Origin of the sequence: Prosthecobacter sp., from assembly GCF_029946185.1 — a bacterium.
Taxonomy (GTDB): Bacteria; Verrucomicrobiota; Verrucomicrobiia; order Verrucomicrobiales; family Verrucomicrobiaceae; genus Prosthecobacter.
In genome coordinates this window covers 1-18,810 of the sequence record NZ_JAQSEA010000150.1, presented here as the reverse complement: position 1 = coordinate 18,810, position 18,810 = coordinate 1, and the positions used below count along the sequence as shown (strand labels likewise).

General features: G+C 59.4%; 15 protein-coding genes. 11 read left to right on the top strand and 4 right to left on the bottom strand.

What is annotated here, in order from left to right; all coding sequences use genetic code 11:
* Positions 1-26 precede the first annotated feature (26 nt).
* Together PSV43_RS12940 and PSV43_RS12935 are read left to right on the top strand one after the other, a co-directional pair.
* Positions 27-1,676: a CocE/NonD family hydrolase gene (locus tag PSV43_RS12940; protein WP_300197660.1), complete on the top strand. Its 1,650-nt coding sequence runs from the start codon at positions 27-29 to the stop codon at positions 1,674-1,676.
* 11 nt (positions 1,677-1,687) lie between these two features.
* Positions 1,688-2,932: a lactonase family protein gene (locus tag PSV43_RS12935; RefSeq protein ID WP_300197657.1), complete on the top strand. Its 1,245-nt coding sequence runs from the start codon at positions 1,688-1,690 to the stop codon at positions 2,930-2,932.
* 49 nt (positions 2,933-2,981) lie between these two features.
* Here PSV43_RS12935 and fabV read toward each other — a convergent pair whose 3' ends face one another.
* Entirely contained in the window at positions 2,982-4,175 is a 1,194-nt protein-coding gene (gene fabV / locus PSV43_RS12930; protein ID WP_300197654.1) for an enoyl-ACP reductase FabV, read from the bottom strand.
* Positions 4,176-4,337: 162 nt separating this feature from the next.
* On the opposite strand from fabV, the gene PSV43_RS12925 reads away from it, so the two are divergent.
* Positions 4,338-5,999: a hypothetical protein gene (locus PSV43_RS12925; protein WP_300197651.1), complete on the top strand. Its 1,662-nt coding sequence runs from the start codon at positions 4,338-4,340 to the stop codon at positions 5,997-5,999.
* A 26-nt stretch (positions 6,000-6,025) separates the two neighbouring features.
* Here PSV43_RS12925 and PSV43_RS12920 read toward each other — a convergent pair whose 3' ends face one another.
* Together PSV43_RS12920 and PSV43_RS12915 are read right to left on the bottom strand one after the other, a co-directional pair.
* Positions 6,026-6,313, bottom strand: coding sequence for a translation initiation factor (locus PSV43_RS12920; RefSeq protein ID WP_300197649.1), 288 nt, complete (start codon positions 6,311-6,313; stop codon positions 6,026-6,028).
* A gap of 12 nt (positions 6,314-6,325) precedes the next feature.
* Positions 6,326-7,393 carry a nucleoid-associated protein gene (locus PSV43_RS12915; protein ID WP_300197646.1) on the bottom strand — a complete coding sequence of 356 codons (1,068 nt, stop codon included), beginning with the start codon at positions 7,391-7,393 and terminating at the stop codon, positions 6,326-6,328.
* Positions 7,394-7,624: 231 nt separating this feature from the next.
* Between PSV43_RS12915 and PSV43_RS12910 the strand changes: the two genes are divergently transcribed.
* The 6 genes from PSV43_RS12910 (at position 7,625) to PSV43_RS12885 (ending at position 12,141) form a co-directional block, all read left to right on the top strand.
* Positions 7,625-7,924, top strand: a complete 300-nt coding sequence (locus tag PSV43_RS12910) for a DUF2934 domain-containing protein (RefSeq protein WP_300197643.1) — start codon at positions 7,625-7,627, stop codon at positions 7,922-7,924.
* 62 nt (positions 7,925-7,986) lie between these two features.
* Positions 7,987-8,142, top strand: a complete 156-nt coding sequence (locus tag PSV43_RS12905; protein ID WP_300197640.1) for a hypothetical protein — start codon at positions 7,987-7,989, stop codon at positions 8,140-8,142.
* Positions 8,143-8,166: 24 nt separating this feature from the next.
* Positions 8,167-8,862, top strand: a complete 696-nt coding sequence (locus tag PSV43_RS12900) for a hypothetical protein (protein WP_300197637.1) — start codon at positions 8,167-8,169, stop codon at positions 8,860-8,862.
* Between the two features lie 24 nt (positions 8,863-8,886).
* A complete protein-coding gene (locus PSV43_RS12895; protein WP_300197634.1) occupies positions 8,887-10,284 on the top strand; it encodes a PAS domain-containing protein in 1,398 nt (465 codons plus the stop codon).
* Complete coding sequence (locus PSV43_RS12890; protein WP_300197631.1) at positions 10,281-10,982, top strand: response regulator transcription factor; 702 nt, start codon at positions 10,281-10,283, stop codon at positions 10,980-10,982. Before PSV43_RS12895 ends, PSV43_RS12890 begins: the two co-directional genes overlap by 4 nt.
* A 70-nt stretch (positions 10,983-11,052) precedes the next feature.
* Complete coding sequence (locus PSV43_RS12885; RefSeq protein WP_300197628.1) at positions 11,053-12,141, top strand: SAM-dependent methyltransferase; 1,089 nt, start codon at positions 11,053-11,055, stop codon at positions 12,139-12,141.
* Positions 12,142-12,947: 806 nt separating this feature from the next.
* Here the strand turns inward: PSV43_RS12885 and PSV43_RS12880 are convergent.
* Entirely contained in the window at positions 12,948-13,205 is a 258-nt protein-coding gene (locus PSV43_RS12880) for a hypothetical protein (protein WP_300197625.1), read from the bottom strand.
* Between the two features lie 337 nt (positions 13,206-13,542).
* Here PSV43_RS12880 and PSV43_RS12875 point away from each other — a divergent pair, with 337 nt between their 5' ends.
* Both PSV43_RS12875 and PSV43_RS12870 read left to right on the top strand, forming a co-directional pair.
* Complete coding sequence (locus tag PSV43_RS12875; protein ID WP_300197622.1) at positions 13,543-14,256, top strand: PEP-CTERM sorting domain-containing protein; 714 nt, start codon at positions 13,543-13,545, stop codon at positions 14,254-14,256.
* A 79-nt stretch (positions 14,257-14,335) separates the two neighbouring features.
* Positions 14,336-18,810, top strand: a 4,475-nt coding sequence (locus PSV43_RS12870; RefSeq protein ID WP_300197619.1) for a putative Ig domain-containing protein, incomplete at its 3' end; no start/stop codon positions are given.

Here is an 18,810-nt window from a genome sequence, read left to right as displayed (position 1 = left end):
CCGTCCACGGAACCCGTAATGAGTTGATGCGCCACGCTCTCTTATTCCTCGCCGCCTGTGTCTCCCTGAACGCAGCAGCAGCACCGCCTAAGCTCGATTTCGGTTCCGTCCGTGAAGAGCACATCATGATCCCGATGCGCGATGGCAAGCGCCTCTCCGCCTATGTGTTCTTTCCGAAAGGCGAGGGCAAATGGCCAGCTATCTTTGAGCAGCGTTACGCCGACATCAGCAGCGCGGGATCACGCAAAGCGGCGGCCAAGTTCGCTGAAGGCGGCTTTGTCATCGCACTGGTGAACTACCGTGGCACGCATGAGAGCGAGGGCGTTTACCGTGGCTATCGTGGGCTGCAATGGGGGCCGCTGCGTGACGGTTACGATGTGTGCGAATGGCTCGCCACGCAGCCCTGGTGCACCGGCAAAATAGGCACCTATGGCGGCTCGCAGGCAGGCTATGCGCAGAACTACCTCGCCGTCACCCAGCCGCCCCATCTGGTGGCGCAGTACATGACTGACACCGGCCTGAGCCTGTATCAGGAAGGTTACCGCATCGGCGGTGCCACCAAGCCGCAGCGCTTCATTAAGGGCGGCTCCGTGGCACGAGACCCCAAGGACAATGAAGCCATGCTGCGTGAATGGGACCAGCACCCCGACTATGACGATTTCTGGAAGGACGAAGATGCCTCCCTGCATTTCGACAAGATGAACTACCCCTGCTTCACCATCGGCAGTTGGTTTGACTTCATGTGCCAGGGCAGCGTCGACAGCTTCATCGGAAGGCAGCAGCATGGGGGCGCAAACTCACGCGGCCAGCAGCAGCTCATCATCGGTCCTTGGCTCCACGGCGGCTATCCGAAGTCGAACAAGATCGGCGAACTCCTGTTTCCGGAGAACGCCAAGTTCGACGTGTATCCGCACATGACGAAGTGGTTCAATCATTACCTCAAGGGCGAGGCCAACGGTGTAGAGAAAGATACCACAGTGAAATACTACGTGATGGGTGCAGCCGGTGAAGAAGGCGCACCCGGCAATGTGTGGCGCGAGGCGAAAGACTTCCCGCCCGCCAGCTCTACCGCAGACTGGTTCCTCCAACCCGACGGCAAACTCGCCGCAGCTAAACCCTCTGCCGCAAAAGCCAGCACCGCGTATGCCAGCGATCCAGCGCACCCCATGAGCCTGCCCTACGCCGGCTTTCCTGGAGCTAAAGATGCGCGCGGATTTGAAGAACAGGCCGAAGTCCGCACTTGGACCAGCGAGGTACTGACCCAGCCGCTGGAAGTCACAGGCCGCATCAAGGCCGAAGTCTTCGTGTCATCCACCGCCAAGGACACGGACTTCTTCCTGCGCGTGACTGACGTCTATCCCGATGGCCGTTCCATCCTCCTCGTGGACTACCCGCTGCGGGCGCGCTATCACGAAGGCTTTGATCATCAGAAGCTGCTCGTGCCTGACGCAGTGACAAAGCTCGCCTGGGACATCGGCTGGACCAGTATCATCTTCAACAAGGGCCATCGCATCCGCATCACCATCGCCAGCACCGGCGCACCTTATTATGAGCCGAACCCGCAGACCGGCGCACCCATCAGCCACTTCATCACCGAACCCGGCGTCGCAGCAATCAACACCATCTGGCATGACCAAACCCATGCCTCGCGCGTGATTCTGCCAGTCATCAAATAATTCCCCCACTCATGCAAACACACCTCTCCCGACGCACCTTTCTAAACACCGCCCTCGCCGCCAGCGCCGCGTTTGCAGTCCAGGCCAAAGACCCCGCGCCATTGATCGCCTACGTGGGCACCTTCACCTCGCCGCTGCAAAACATGAAGGCAACGCAGGTGGACCTGCCACCGGGAAATGGCAAGGGTATTCACCTGTTCGAAGTGAATCGCAGCACCGGTGCCATGACGCCATGCGGTCTGTACAAATCAGGCACGAGTCCCAACTGCCTCGTCATCAATGCCGCGAAGACTCATCTCTATTCAACGAATGAAACCGACCACCAAGGCGACAACGAGGCGGGATCTGTTAGCTCCTTCTCCATCAATCCGGCGGATGGTCAGTTGAAGCTGGTGAACTCGGTGAGTTCCGGCGGCAAAGGACCGACTAACCTGAGCATCCATCCCTCGGGGCGCTTCCTGCTGGTGGCCAACTACTTTGGCGGCTCGGTGTCGGTGCTCCCGATCAAGGCAGACGGCAGCCTCGGTGAAGCCACAGATTTCAAGCAGGATGCCGGCACCGTAGGGCCGAAAAAAGCCACCAATGCGCCCCCCGGCAGCTTCGCCTTCAGCGGGCATGATCAGGTCCACTCGCACATGATTCAACCTGATCCCACGGGTCGCCATGCCCTGTCCGTGGATCTCGGGCTGGACCAGATTCTCGTGTGGAAGTTCGATGATCAAAAAGGCCTGCTCACGCCAAATGATCCGCCCTTTGTCTCGCTGCCTGCGGGCGATGGCCCGCGTCACTTCGCCTTTCATCCGAATCATCACTGGATGTACTCCCTGCAGGAAGAAGGCTCCAACATTGTGCTGTTTGACTACGATGCCGACAAGGGCCGCCTGTCCCCACGCCAGACGATCTCCAGCCTGCCACCGGGCTTTGCGGGCAGCAATTTCTGCTCCGCCATCATGCTCTCCGCCGATGGCCGCTTCGTTTATGTCGGCAACCGCCTGCATGACAGCATCGGCACTTTCGCAGTCGGCAAAGACGGCACCCTCACTTACGTCAGCGAGGAGTGGACGCACGGCGACTACCCCCGCAGCTTCAACTTCGACCCCACCGGCACCTTCCTTTACAGCCTCAACCAGCGCGGCGACAACATCGCGGTGTTCCGCGTGGACCCCAAAACTGGGACCCTCGCCTTCACCGGTCAATACACGCCCGTCGGCAATCCATCGAGCATCGTGTTCCTGGACTTGGGGAAACGTGGGTGAGCAGGCTGCATACCCACAGCAACTTGCTGTGGGCTGGAGTTACCTGCCGTTAGGCCAGTGATGGCACCCCGATGCTGACATCCACCTCAGCATTGTAATCCACGCCTTCGAGACCGAAGCCGAAGAGACGCAAGAAACTGGTCTGATAGCCTTCAAAGTCACCCAGTTGGGCAAAGTTGTCCGTGTTCACCTCGGCCCAGCGCTGGCCCACGAGATCCTGCAGCGCGGGTTTCATTTCCCAGTCGTCCACGCGGATGCGTCCGGCTTCATCCGGCTGCGGGTTGCCATTGCAGAGGCGCTCTCGGAAGAGGCGGTCCATCTGCTCGATGCAATCCTCATGCGTGCCTTCAGCTTTCATCGCCTTGTAGAGGAGCGAAATATAAAGTGGCACCACGGGAATCGCGGAACTGGCCTGCGTGACGAGAGCCTTGTTCACGGAAACCCAGGCCTTGCCTTTCAGAGGGGCCAGCTTGCCATCCAGCACACGCTGCACGCGCTCAAGGTCCTCTTTCGCACGGCCGATGGTGCCGTTCTTGTAGATCGGCCAGGTCACTTCCGGTCCGATGTAGCTGTACGCCACGGTCTGCACGCCTTCGGCAAGAACGCCGGCGCTTTGCAGCGCGTCGATCCACATCTCCCAGTCTTCACCGCCCATGACGGCCACCGTCTGCGCGATCTCGTCTTCATTCGCTGGGTCGATCGTCACTTCATTGACCACACCGTTGCCAGTGTTCAGGTTTTTGTTCGTGTAGGATGCGTCGCCGATGGGCTTGAGCACCGACTTGAAAACTTCGCCCGTCCTCGGGTGCGTGCGGCGTGGGGAGGCGAGGCTGTAAATGACGCAATCGACCTGACCCAGATCCGCCTTGATCGCTTCGATCACCGTGGTCTTCATCGCATCGGAGAAGGCGTCGCCATTGAAGGAGCGGGCGTACAATCCAGCTGCCTTGGCTTCGTTCTCAAAGGCAGCGGAGTTGTACCAGCCTGCGGTGCCGCAGCGCTCAGCCTCACCCGGTTTCTCAAAGAACACGCCCATGGTGGCTGCTCCCGAGCCAAACGCTGCCGCGATGCGCGAGGACAGGCCGTAGCCAGTCGAGGAGCCGACGACCAGCACCTTCTTCGGGCCATTGGCGATGGGACCGCGCGACTTAACGACGGCGATCTGGTCAGCGATGTGTTTGGCACAACCGGTCGGATGTGCGGTGGTGCAGATGAATCCGCGAATTTTAGGAGCGACGATCATAGGTGGGTAAGTTGAGCGTTAGCAGTCGCGAGGGTGCTGGCAACTGGTTTTCCCCGCCCGAAATCACCAGTACAGCCCAAGACCGGATCAAATGAGTTCGTGTATTCCAGTGCCCCCACTGGTAATTTACCCGCTGAATTGCCGGTCCAACCCATCGCCACGATGAAAACCACGATCCTTCTGTCTCTCATGCTCGGCCTCGGTGCCCAGGCTCCGCTTAATGCTGCAACGACCGCACGACCGTTCGCTCCCGGACTCGCCGTCACGGAATATCCACGCCATGCTTTGCAGGCGAATGACAAAGACAACTTCAACGTGCCGCTTGAAAAACTGGGCCAGCCGATAGGTGAAAAATACGTTGTCGAGTCGCTGTCACCATGGGCATGGGAAACCGAACGCAATGCCGTCGCCAGCGGCTTTCTGGAGATCGAAGCCGATGGCGATTACAGTTTTTCCACTCACAGCTTCTATGACCGCAACCTGCTCATGATCCAGGGCGAAGTCGTCTGCGCTTTCCGTGATGGAGACGATACCGTGGTGACGATCCCGCTCAAGAAGGGAGGCCGCGTGAGCATCCTCTCGGCAGGCTTTGTCGGGGGGCGTGGTGCCAGCGGCATCTTCATCCGCTGGAAGCCTCCGGGACAGACCGAACTCAGCCCCATCCCGCCACGCCTGCTGTCGCACGTTGATGACGGTACGGTGAAGCCCAAGCGTGTGGAGAAAGAGATCAAGCGCACCAACGGCCTGCTCGCCGCCCATCTCATCACCGTCACTGACGACTTCGTTGTCGAAGCTTACAAGAACGGCGTGCGCATTCAGGACGGCCAGCGCACGCTCCTCAATGAAATTTTTGGTGCCACGGCCGAGCGCATGAGCGTGGAGGTACGCCCCGGCGACTGGCTGGTGTTTCATGTGGTGAACAATCACCTGCGCTGGGGGGGCTCGAAGTATTTCGCCGTCGCCGGAATGCTGGGGACAAATGACTTCGGTTTTGTGTCGGATCCCGCAAGTGAGGCGTGGTCGGTGTGTGATGATCCTGATCGCGTCCGTGATTTCATCCGCCGCCGTGATGAGGGCACCGAAATCCGGGCCAGCCCCATCGCCAAACCCTGGGAGGAAGGCGACGGGCACATGCGCCAAAATGCCGGAGCTGGGTTTCCCGGCAAATCGCTCTGGGGTGGCGGTGCCTCAACTTGGATCAAGTTCGTCGCACCGAAAAATCATCCCAAGCCTGTTGCGCTCCCTGCGGTCGAAATAGCACCGGTCAAAGAAATCACTGAACCCGCCAGACCTGCACCTAAAGTCCTGCTATCTCCTACTCGCAGGCCGTTGCAGATTTTGTACGCCATGTATGGCAGCGGTGACAGGAATGCGGACGTCACGCTTCGCGTGAAGGAATTCTTGGAGACCAAGAAGGAATGGTTTGCCGTGACTCCAACTTCACTCGGCATTGATCCCATTCCCTACTGGAACAAAAGCCTGTGGATTGCCTATGTGAAGGATGGCGTGCGGCGTGAGGTGCGGCGCTATGAAAACGAGCATGTGCTGCCGGAGAGCTTTTACGGTCCGCAGGATGCGCCGGAACTCACCAAGTGGCTGCCTGAAAGCCGCTGGCGCTCCGAGCAGGGTGAGCTCCAATTTCACGCCGATCACACCGCCACCGGCTACGGCTTTGAAGGCTTGCCGCATTGGGAGGCTCTGGCCGGCAACAAGGTGAGCATCACTTGGTCAGCCGACCGCAAAGTGAAATACTTTTTCGACTACACCTGGAGCAACTTCCGAGAAAAGGGCAACGAAAAGGCAGCGTTCCACGTCATGCAGTGAGGAGCATGGCCGCTCAAACTGCCCCCTTACTTCACACCGCGCACTTCAAAGCCTTCGGCTTCCAGCACGGCTCTGACCTTGGCGGCCTGGTCACCTTGAATCTCGATGCGTTTGTCACGCACCGTCCCACCGCAACCGCAGGCGGCGCGGACGCGCTTGGCAATAGTCTCGATCACTGAAAGCGGCAGATGCGTGGCGAAGTCCTTGATGACGATGACCGTCTTGCCGCCGCGATGTGCCGTTTCACGCTGAAGCACGACGCGACCCATTTTCCAGAGACGCTGCGGAGAGGTGGGGTCTGTTTTCGGATCCATAAATGAAGCGGCTCACCCCGCGCTGACGTCCTTGTTGTAAAACACCTTCACGTATTTCATGCCCTTTTCGTCGTCGAAACCCCGCTCCATCTGCGGGTCGTTTTCGCTGTTGCCGGGCTTGATGTGGATTTCCACGCCGGTGTCGAGCTTGAGGACGGCGGCGATGCGTTTCTTGGCCTTGGTCAGGTCTTTCTTGGAGATCTCGAAATTGGTCTCGAAGGGCTGGCCCTGCTCTTCCTCCATACGGGCGCGGTGTTCGTCGAACTTGGCGATGGCGTCGGGAGATTTGAGCACGGTCTGACCGAACTCTTCCAGATCGAAATTTTCGCGACCTTCGAAGTAGCTGAGCGCGTCCTTGGCGGCGTTCGCGGTTTCCCAAGGCGGAGTGTCGTCATCGGCTGGCTGCTGTTCTTCCAGGAAGGACACGGCCATCTTGGTGTAGGCATTGGTGAGGAAGGCGGCGTCGGGCACGGCCTCCACGCCGAGAAACTCGCGCACCCAGAAGCGGGTGTCGCCGCCGCTGCGGTCAAAGGTGAGGACGTAGTAGCCTTTCTCGGCCCAGAAATTGAGGATGAGGCAGCCTTTGTCGATCTTGTCGGGATTGATGCCGTGCTCGGTGTGGAGCTGCAGATCGCCGTTGCGCGGGGTGATCGTGAGGAAGGGAACGACGCTGTCGCTCTTCAGGATGCAGATGCCGTTGACGAGCTCGCCTTCGATGTGGATTTCCTTGAGCAGGGAGATGCAAAGATCACCCGCCTTGATGTTGGGGTGGTTGGATTTGGCGTAGAGGCGCTGGGCGATCTCGATGCCCTTGGCGAGCAGTTGATCCTCATCTTCAAAGATGGCCTTGGCGCAGTTGTTCACCTCATGCTGCTTGAGTGAGGCGTGATGGGTGAAACGATGGGCGAGACAGGCCTTGAAGGGCTTGAGGAACAGCGCGGTAAGGGCTTCCTGATCACCCTCGGCAATCTGAAACACCTCGCGGGATGTTTGCAGCGGCTCCTCACGCAGAGGATTGCCGATCTTGGCGAGGACGACTTTGGTGGCGGTGGCGGTGTTGAGGCGGAGTTTGACGGACATGCGGGGCGCGGAGAGTAGAAAGGGAATGCGATTGGCCAAGATTAAAGAAAGGTGCAATTGAAGTTTAGGGCCGCCGCAAACATGGGAAAGCACCTCTGCCAAGCCATGACAGACCCTTCGGGGTTTCCCTCATGCCACGAGCAGGGCAGAGCCCATTGCGAGAAAAGCGGGAACGTCCAGAATGGGACAACCCGCCAGACTGCATTTCATCATTAACCCCACCTCAAAGCCATGAATGCCGCTGTATATCCCATATCCTGCGAGACCTCCAGTCCGGGCTTGCACCCCTCAGACAAAGAAATCGCCCTGCTTGCCTTCAAGCATTGGAAGAAAGAGGGCTGCTCGCATCTGCGGCCTGAACACTGGCTTAATGCGGAAAAAGAGCTGGTCGCGATCTATTCCTCACAAGGTCAGCCTTTTATTCCTGCTGAATCCGAATCGCTGGAGAATTTCTGGGAACAGGAGACGGAAACGGTCTCCTGCTATGTGATGGACAGCGAACTCTCACTCGCAACGAAAGGCTGGTCATGAACGCATCTTGCACACTTCAAGAAACGACGGTGGAACCAGCGTGCCCAGACTTCGGGGCAGCCATGCAGACCGGCGAAATGCCAGGCTTTCAGCAGCCGCAGGGAAGCGGCCGCTATTCGAGCGAAGAACTGGCCCAGAAGGTCCTCAAGCTGACCGGAAGCGTGCGTCTGGCCTCGCGGTCCGCCCACCACTGGCATCACTGCGGCATCAACGAATAAGGCATCGCATGGCAGGAGCGACGCATGAACAAACCTCTTCGAGCAGCCCGTCTTCCGGCCGGAGTCACGCGTTCCAGCGCGCCTCGGTCCCGACTGCTGAAGCAGGACCCGCGAGCCTATCGGGCGCAGCCCAAGCGCAGGCGGCTCCACCGCGTCGCCACGCGCAGTGCCGCTGAGACCAGCTTATGGATAGAGGAGCCCGTGCGCTTCCACCGGGCGCGATATGAACATCTGACGCGCATCCTGCACGGGAGATTCAATCAGGCCTCCGCACTGCTGACCTGCATGATTCTAACTGTGCTGGCCTGGCGGGCCGGAGGCGGCGTGTACGTCTCCCCCGAGCGCTGGCTTTGCGGCCTGTTGTCCGGCTGGTTCATCGTCTCGATGGCCCGGCTGGCGTTGTTCACCTGTCTGGCGGCACCACGCGTCATCTGCTATTCCCACCAAAGACTGCGCATCTCCGGCCTTGGCACCCTGCGGGCGGAGAGAATCCTGCACTGGTCACTTCAGCGCGGGGTCAGGATCAGCACTCATGCCAAACCCGGCGCACGGTTGCAAATCTGCTGTCGCTGGTGGGGACGCGAGCGGAAATGGACAATGTTGATGGAGGAAGACCTGGAAACTGAGCGCTTGGAGCTGCTGCTGCAGAGGCATCTGTCCCGCAGTGCCCCTGCCGCAAAAACCCCGTTGTTGTGCCGAACAATTCAGATTGAAGCCTGAATCCTGAGTCGGTAGGATGCCCCCATGCCTCGCTCCTCCTCCAGGCAGTCAAAGTCGAAAGGCCCCTCCCAGGCAAAACGCCAGAGCAGGGCTGCGAGCCGCACACGCAACACTCAATCAGGAACGCCTGCAAATACACGGCACAAGGGCAGGCCCGGCAAGCAGCGACCACGAGTGGCGCAGAAGGCGAAACACGCCGACTCGCAGCTTGAAGCGAGTAATGAGGTCCTGCCAGCGAGCGAGCAGAGCTGCCGCCTGATCGAGGATGAACTGAAACGAGAGCGCACTTTTCTGCGTCAGGTGATTGATGCGACTCCAAGCATGATTTTCGTGAAGGACTGTGACGGACGCTTTTTGCTGGGCAATGCCGCACTCGCCCACAGCTGCCTCACCACGGCGGAGAAACTTGTCGGCAAGAAGGACGCCGATTTCCACCGCACGCCGGATCAAATCGCGCACTTTCAACAAATCGACCAGGAAGTCATGTTGAGCGGCAGGGCACTGCAAATTCCCGAAGAAGAAATCACCCAGGCAGACGGGGAGGTGCGCTGGTTCAGCACCGGGAAGGTCCCCCTGTTCAATGACGCCGGAGTCTGCGACAAAGTGCTGGGAGTGGCGACCGACATCACCGAACAGCGGCAGACCCAGAAAGAGCTGCAGCAAAGGGTGGCGGAACGCACAGCGGAACTGGTCGCCGCCAACGAAAAACTGACGGCGCAGATGGATGAAAGGAACAGGCTCGAAAACGCGCTGCTCGACATCTCCGAGCAGGAGCAACGCCGGCTCGGCCAGGATCTGCACGATGGGCTGTGCCAGTCACTCTCGGGGCTGGCCTTCATGGCGCGGTCGCTGACGAAAACCCTGATCGCGCAATCACTCCCGGGACCGGCGGCTGAAGCAGGAAGGCTGGCGGAGCTGCTCCATCAGTCCGTAGAGCACTCCCGCGACATTGCGAAAGGACTGCACCCCGTGGTCATGGATGCCGAGGGCCTGGTGTCCGCCCTGCATGAACTGGCGGCACGCAGCCATGGCAGCATCTCCTGCCGCCTGCGCTGCGAACGCATGGTGCCCATCACGGACAATGGTGTGGCCCTGCATCTTTACCGCATCGCGCAGGAGGCGGTGGCCAATGCGCTGAAGCATTCGGACGCGCGCAGCATCACCATGAGCCTGCGACTGCGACAGAATCAACTCAGCTTGAGCGTGGCAGATGATGGGTGCGGACTGCCGGAAGTCATTCATGCAAACGATGGCATGGGACTGCGCCTGATGAAGTACCGTGCGGATGTGATCGGGGCGGATTTTACCATTGGCAAACGCAAGAAGCACGGCACGCGAATGACCTGCCTGCTGCCCATGGCCGCTGGCGAGCCGCCGCCACCGCCCCCATTCCACCCACCCCTCTTCCAGAACCCCGGATGAACACCTCTCGCGCTCAACAGCAGAGACGTTATGAGGGTGGCCTGCAGCGCATTCTCATCGTGGATGACCACCCCATTTTCCGTAAAGGCATCGTGATGCTCCTGGAACATGAGCAGGACATCATCATCAGCGGCGAAGCGGAAACCGCGACCCAGGCCATGGGACTGGTCGAGAGCCATGAGTTCGATCTCGTGATCGCAGACATCTCATTGAAAGACACCAATGGCATTGAACTGGTGAAATCTCTCAAGGCGCTGAACCCCCATCTGCCGGTGCTTGTGCTCTCCATGCACGATGAATCTCTATACGCCGAACGGGCCCTGCGAGCGGGTGCGCGCGGCTACCTGATGAAGCAATCGCCGCCAGACGAACTGGTGGCGGCCATCCGGCAGGTGCTCCGTGGAGATCTGTACCTCAGCGCTGCAGCCAACCTGCTGATGCTGAACAGCTTTGTAACAGGGCGAGACAGCAGCAGCAAAAGCTCGGTGGAGAAACTCAGTGATCGAGAACTGGAAATTTTCGAACTGCTCGGCCAAGGCCGCGGCACCAGCTTGATCGCCCATGATCTGCGGCTGAGCGTCAAGACCATCGAAGCCCACCGGTCCCACATCAAAACCAAGCTCGGCATCACCACCGCCCCCGAACTTGTACGTGCCGCCGTTGAATGGCTGACACACCGCAGCGGAGGGAGCAACTGAGCCCACCGCCGGAACCTGGCCACACTCCTCTGCTTGCAGACAGGACAATGCAGCGCGAGTGCAGGAGTGCATGACCGACAGTGAAACGAACGCAGCCCCCCCGACTCACCGCCCTTGGCTGGTGCGCATCCCCGAGATTTTTGAGGGGATCGCAGACAGCGTCCTGCAACAGATGGGCGCAGCATCGAGCACACGGCTGGGTCAGGATTATTATCTCATCAAGACAGCAACACCTGCGGCGATCCGCCAGTCTGAGGCAGCCAAGTTTGCCCGCTGGAATCTGCCGATGGACCACACCTGGCCCTGCAATGCGCAGAAGATGGATGGCTTCATCGAAAAGGCAGCGCAGACGCTGCTGAAGAAATTCGGTGAGCGCAACCCGCAGGGGATCTTCATCGGCACCCTGCAGCCCACGTCTCCCGACAAGTATTACAAGGGCCTGGCGTCGAATCTACGCGGCCGGGTGCTGCAGTTGTTTCCCAAGCTGGCCGCAGCCACGGTGGAAGAGCAGGACCCGACGGCAGAGACCTTGTTTTGTCTCGTTGGCAAAGAGGGCCTGTTCTGCGGCATGCAGAGTCCGCGCGCCTCAAACGGCCTCTATGCGGGTGGCAGCAAATACATTGATCAGGATGCACCGGACACGATCAGCCGTGCGGGGGCCAAAATCGCGGAGGCGCTGCATTACCTGCTGCTGTACCGGCCGTCGCTGAAAGAAGGAAGTCACTGGATCGAACTGGGTGCCTGCCCCGGCGGCATGACATCGGAATTGCTCGCCCGCAACCAGCGTGTCACGGCGATTGATCGTGCACCTCTCGACAAACGCCTCGATGGCCGGCCGGGGCTGAAGTTTTTCCTCGAAGATGTGGCCGCCTTTCAGCCCAGGGCTGGCACCCTCTATGATGCGTTGCTGTGCGACATGAACGGCCCGCCGGAGGAATCCATCGAACAGGTGATCCGTCTCTCGCGTTTTCTCAAGACCGGCGGCCTCGTCGTCTACACGCTTAAAGTGCCGCGAATTGATGCGCTGGATGAGGCCAACGAGCTGTTCCGCGTCATCGTTTCGATGTCCAAGGCTGCGGGTCTGCGTCTGTTTGCGCAGACGCACCTGACCTACAACCGGCACGAGTTTACTCTGTTTTTCGAAACCGTGCGAAAATGAGCGAGCATGTCTTTGAATTCGCAGACTGATTGTGCGCAAGGTCTCGCATGCCAGAGGGGAATGGCACTCGGTTAAGCGGTGACACCGTCAAATTCAGCGTGTGGCGCGAAGCTTTCCGTGGAGTGCGGACTTGAGCACGCTGCATACCGCCGCACCCATTGGCTCTGCTTGAGCATTCTACTTTCGCCACACCGAGCGTCACCGTGTTTGCGGTACTCAGCGCGAATCAACACACGCACCACGCGGACGACCTGCAGCGGACTCAAGTCCGCGCTCCATAGCCCGTTTCATTTTTGGAGCGCATCCCACGATAATTACCCTTAACCGAGTGCCATTCATGCCAGGGGTATGAGAGAGCCATACGCGAACTCCCCGTGAACGTTGGATGGTTGTAAGCTTCTCGCATAGCTTCGGCATGCGGTCCTGAAGACGGTGTCTTGTGCCAAGTGCGGTGGTTCCCGCTGCACGACTTCGCGGTTTCGCTCCACCACCTGCTCATCTCTCTGCTCCCTCCGGGAGGCCATGCGAGTGTTGCCCATCATTCACTTTGCGAAATCACGGAACGATATGGGCCATGATGGAGCGAAAGAAGGCGCTCCTGCGTCCATTCAGGGAGCTTCCTGAAGCAACGATGCGTGGTGGCTCGTGGGACCCCAGGGCTTGTCGCTGCGCGACTGCGCCCTGGGCTGACTCCGTGGGTCCTTCAGACCCCATGGAGCGCGGCACTTTGGGGTGGATAAGGTGCATTCTGGTGATGCCCTCCCAAATGTACCGGAGGTCAGCGCCCATGCTGTGTCTGTCTGCGTTCAGACCATTTCAGTCTCAGGATCAGGAGCGAGTTCCTCGTCATTAGCAGGCACTTCAGCGGCGGGCAGATCCTCCGGCTTTAGCAGCACGGCCCCTTTGAGCAGGCGGCAGAATTCCTTTTTCGTGGCTTGGTGCACCGTTCCCTGCTTAGAGACGGGGTCTTTCATCACCTTGTACTCGATGGACAGACGCGCCCATTCCACGATGCGTATGTAATCCTCTCCCTGTTTCCAAATCTGGCCTTGTTCCAATTTCATCGACTCCATTAGCCGCGACACTGGCCAGCGCCATGAGATTTTTGCACCTCATGGGCTGAATGCCTCAGCAGGGAGGATTAAAACGGGTGTCATTGAGCCAAATCGTCATTTCGAGTGGGCGATTTGACCACGGGGACACCGCAGACGGCCATTCTGAACATTCAGGATTTCCAAATAAAGCCGAATTGATGCTTGTTTGCTGCAATTGTTGTTATTATATTTATAACAAGTGTGATATGTAAGAGTCTATTCCCTTTAGCGGGGAAGCTCTTCGATTTTCGCCAGCACATCTGAACCTGATTTCTCCGACTCAAAACAGCCCAAGAAGCCCGCCCTGATGAATACGCCTTTCTACCTCCTAAGACTCCTCTGCCTCGCTCTAGCGCTGGCGTGGACTCACGGCGCCCAGGCCAGCACGGTCTTCTGGGGCAATAACGTTGACGATCCACTTTATGACAGTGCCGGCGCCTCTCTTGACGCCACCTATACCTTCCAGATCGGAGTGTTCACCGGTGGTTTCACCCCCACCTATCAAAACGTTGATCAATGGGAAACCAACTGGCATCTGATTGATCTCGCTTTTGATCCGGACGAAAATGGCTGGAATGTACCCGGGCAGTTCTATGGCGGGACGATTGATTTCCTCACGGATGGTACTGCAGAATCAACCCGTTACACTTCCTCCGACGTCTATACCCAAGGCACGGTGGTTTATTTGTGGGCCTTCAATTCCAAAACCATTGTCCCCAGCAGCGAATGGGCACTGGTGACGGATGGTTCACCTGCAGGTGATATTGATGCCGACTGGATCATCCCTGATCCATTAGACACCGACGGAGCCTATAACTGGACCCTGCTCGATGCCAACAGCGCCATCATTGGCGGTGTCAATGGAGTGCAGGGTCCCGGTACATATTCCACGACGCCAAGCCCGTTCAGCCTGCAAACGGCCGTGGTGCCTGAACCAGGTTCTGCACTCCTGCTGCTCGCCGCCGCAGTCGCCCACCTGACACGCCGCTTCCGCCGCACAACCTCCCTGTTCCTGCCCTGAAGCCCGCCCGATGAGGGAAAACGCATCACGATCACACAGTCTGACGTGCCGCCTCACAGCGGCACGTTTCGTCGTTTCTATGTGCTGCGTTTTATGGGCCGCCGCGACAGCAGCCAGAGCGGCGACTGATTTCAGCGACCACTCCGGTTTCAGCAGTGCCAGCAGCACCGTCAATTCGAGGCTGAAACTGGGTGCTGTCATTGACAGTGAAACCTCCATCACCGCCAATTCCACGGCCACCGGGGACGACAACACTGGCAGCGATGATGAAGATGGCGTGACCGTACCAGCCAGCATGGTCACGGGTACCACCACCAGCCTGACGGTCAACGTCACCAACACCACCGGCAGTACGGCGTTTCTCAATGCCTGGATCGACTACAACCGCAACGGATCCCTGAGCGACAGTGGCGAACAGATTGCCATCAACACTACGATTACGACCGGAACGTCCAACGCAAACAGGACGGTGAATTTCACTGTGCCCTCCGGTGCCTCCCTCGGCACGGCTGGCGTGCGCGTGCGCCTGACCTCCACCAGCTCTCCCGGCCCCACCGGTCTGGACGGCAATGGGGAAGTGGAGGATTATATCACGACCCTCGTCTGCCCTACCATCACCCTGAACACATCCTCCCTGCCAAACGGTGCAGTGAGCTGGCCCTACTCACAGACACTGGCGGCCAGCGGCGGCAACGGGAGCTACGTCTGGGCGCTGACCTCTGGGACTTTGCCTGCGGGCTTGAGTTTAAATGCATCCACCGGAGTGATTTCTGGCACTCCCACTGTGAGCAATGCTGGCGGGGTAAACCTCACCTTCACCGCAACGGATGCCTCCGGCTGCCAGGGGTCTGACACTCTGCTGCTGCAGGTTTTAAATTTCATCTCCATTTCTCCCACAACGCTCCCTCCCCCGACTGTCGGCACCGCTTTCTCCCAGACGATGACGGCCCTGGAGTCTGGATTTGACGTTCAGCAGGCTTTCTCATCCAACTCGGTCGGCACTCTCGCCGCAGCGGATGCCGTGCTGGCCGGAACAAACCGCATCGGCAACTGGACAGGCACCGCATCAACCATCGCCTACAACGGCAGCAGTGCCGGTGGAGGTCATGTCACAGACACTGGCTTCCCAGGCGGGTCCGGTGATAATTTCGCCCTGAAAGCCACGGGTATCATCACCATCCCGACCGCCGGTGCATGGACCATCCTCACGAACTCCGACGACGGTGTACGCGTCAAGATCGACGGATCGACGGTCATCAACGATGACACGCTGCACGCGACTGCAGATAGATTAGGCACGGTCACACTCACGGCGGGAATCCATGTGATTGAACTGGTTTTCTTCGAACTGGGAGGAGGTGAGGCCATTGAACTCTTCGCGGCCTCTGGCACGCAGAATTCATACAACTCCTCATTCAAACTGATTGGAGCCGATGATGGCCTCAGTGTCGCCCGAACATCGCCAACCTTCACCTGGAACGTTGCCAGCGGTTCCCTGCCGAGTGGGCTCACGTTGAATGCCAGCACGGGTTTGATCAGCGGTACGCCCACCAGTTCATCGACCTTCACTTTCACGCTCCGCGCCACTGACAACCTTGGCTACTATGGCACCCAGGCTTACACCGTGAAGCCTTGTTCAGCCATCACCCTGAGCCCGTCCACTCTGGCGTCGAGCATCGTGAACTCTGCCTACAGTCAGACTGTGAGTGCGAGCGGCGGCACCTCGCCGTATGTGTTTGAAGTCAGCAGCGGCGCACTGCCGGCGGGTCTGACATTGAACACGAGTACTGGAGTCATTTCCGGCCAGCCCACCTCGACTACGGCGGCCTCGTTCACCCTTGCCGTGACCGATGCCAATGGCTGCTCCGCTTTGCGCGCCTATTCAATGACACCGGCATCCACAGACTTCGGCGACAATTCGGACCTCGGCAACGCCAGCAGCACGGTGCTCTCCACACTGAAGATCGGCGCGCTGACGGACGCCGAGGCCACGGCCACGACGAATGGCAGCGCCACGGGTGATGACATCACCGGCAGTGATGACGAGGACGGGGTCACGGTTCCGGCCTCAATCATGCAGGGCTCCTCCACGACTGTGACGGTGAACGTCACCAACACGAGCGGGTCCTCCGCCTTCCTAAACGCTTGGATTGACTACAATCAAAACGGCCTGCTGACCGACAGCGGTGAGCAGATCGCCACGAACACCGTCATTTCGAACGGCACATCCAACTCCAACAAAACCATCACTTTCACAGTGCCAAACGCAGCCACTCTGGGCACCACAGGTCTGCGTGTACGCCTGACGTCCACCAGCAGTCCGGGTTCGACCGGTTCCAGCGGCAACGGCGAAGTCGAGGACTATACCGTGGTGGTCGCATCCAGCCTGGCTGTCGGCAATCTGATCTGGAATGACGCCAATGAGAACGGCCTGTTCGACAGCGGGGAAAGTGGCATCGACAACGTGCTGGTGGAATTGTGGACGGCAGGCGCGGACAATGACATCGGCGGCACCGGCTCCAATGCTGACACGAAGGTCTCCTCCGTGACCAGCGCAGGCGGCGGCGGGTACAATTTCTCCGGTCTCAGCAGCGGTTACTACTTCGTCAAGGTTCCTACACCACCGCTCTCGCGCACCAGTCTGGTGGTGGACACCACCGACAACGGCCAGGATGGCGACAACAATGCCAGCCAGCCTGGAGGATCCGGCACCTCGGCCTACAGCCCGGTCATTCGGCTCATCTCGGGAACAGAGCCAGGCACCTCCGGCAGCGGGAACTACGACAACACCGTTGACTTTGGTTTCGCCTCGAACATCGGCTCCCCCTTCCTGTGCGACAATCGTTTCTGGATTGTCCAGAATGCCGAAACCCGCTCCGGCTCCGGCGTCTTTGACACAACCCTTTATTATGTGGGAGACGGGCCATCGCTGGTGCCGGCATTCATTTTCAGCGGGTACAAACTCAACGGTCTCGCGGCCTATGGCGGCTATCTCTACTGCGTCGACCAAAACGGCGATCATCTCTACCGCATCAATTCGCAGGGCGTGCTGGTGGACATGGGGGCCATTCCTGGGCTGGCCTCTCCAGGTTCCAGCGGTCAGTGGTCGGGCGCCACGGCTCTCACGAATGGGCTGATGATTTTGAACCTGTATAATTTCAGCCCTTCCTCGACTCAGCTTTACACGATTGACCTGACATCGGCCTCGCTCGTCGGGGCTCCAATTACTGTCACCAACACTGGGACCGGCACGACTTACAGGGGCAATTTTGGTGACATCGTCTGGGACCCGCTCACCAGCAATGTGTATGGCTACTCCACGGTCGACACGAGCTGGCTCGGCCTCTTTCAAATCAACATCACCACCGGTGCGGCCACCCGAGTTTCCGCATCCGCTCCCGGCTCATGGGGATCGATGATCATTGATGCCAACGGCCTGACCTACGGCTTTGGCAGTGCCGGATCCACGGGTAATCAGGACACGCTGTATGCCTTCAACCGCACCAGCGGCGTGCTCAATGGCAGCATCACCGCCGTGGGCACCGGTCCCGCCGTGTCAAACTCCGACGGCGCCGCCTGTCCCGGCGCAGCGCCTTCGATGAAGATGGGCAACCTAGTCTGGAATGATGTGGACAATGATGGCATCAAGGACGCTGCAGAGGCGGGTATCGACGGTGTCACCTTGCAGCTTTTCCTCGGTGGGCAGAATCCGCTCACGGCCGCCCCGGCAGCCACCACCACCACTTCAGGCGGCGGCTTCTATACCTTCAGCAATCTGTCTCCGGGACAGTACTTCATTTACATGCCCACGCCACCGGCGGGATTCCCGCTGAGCAGCAGCACCACCGTCACGCTGGACAACGGCGTGGACAATGATGACAACGGCATCCAGACCTCCCAGGGACTGCCGGTGCAAAGCCCGCTGATCGGTCTTGCGGGCGGTACGGAATCGATCACGGATGGCGACACCGACCCCAACACCAACCTGAGCATTGACTTCGGCTTCCTGGCCTGTCCTGCCATCACGGTCAATCCGAGCAGCATTGCAGCGGCAGCGGTTGGCACGGCCTATACCCAGACCTTCACCGCCAGCGGCGGAACCTCGCCCTACATCTGGACGGTGAGCACCGGCACGCTGCCAGCAGGTCTCACGCTGAGCACGGCGGGCGTTCTGAGCGGCACACCGACCAGCAGCGCGGCCACCAGTTTCACCCTCCGTGCGGCGGATAAAAACGGCTGTCTCGGCACGCGCGCTTACACCCTGACACCTGTGTGTCCGACCATCACGGTGACACCGTCGTCATTGCCGGACGCCGCGGTGGGCACGGCCTACAGCCAGACGTTCGGTGCCAGTGGCGGGAACACTCCCTATACCTGGGCGGTGAGTTCGGGCACACTGCCAGCGGGACTCACGCTGAGCACGGCGGGCGTCCTCAGTGGCACGCCGACGTCGGGCAATGCGGCAGGAACCAACCTCACTTTCACCGTCACCGATAAGTTCGGCTGCCAGCAGTCTGCCACCCTCAATCTGCAGGTCTGCCCGGTCGTCACCTT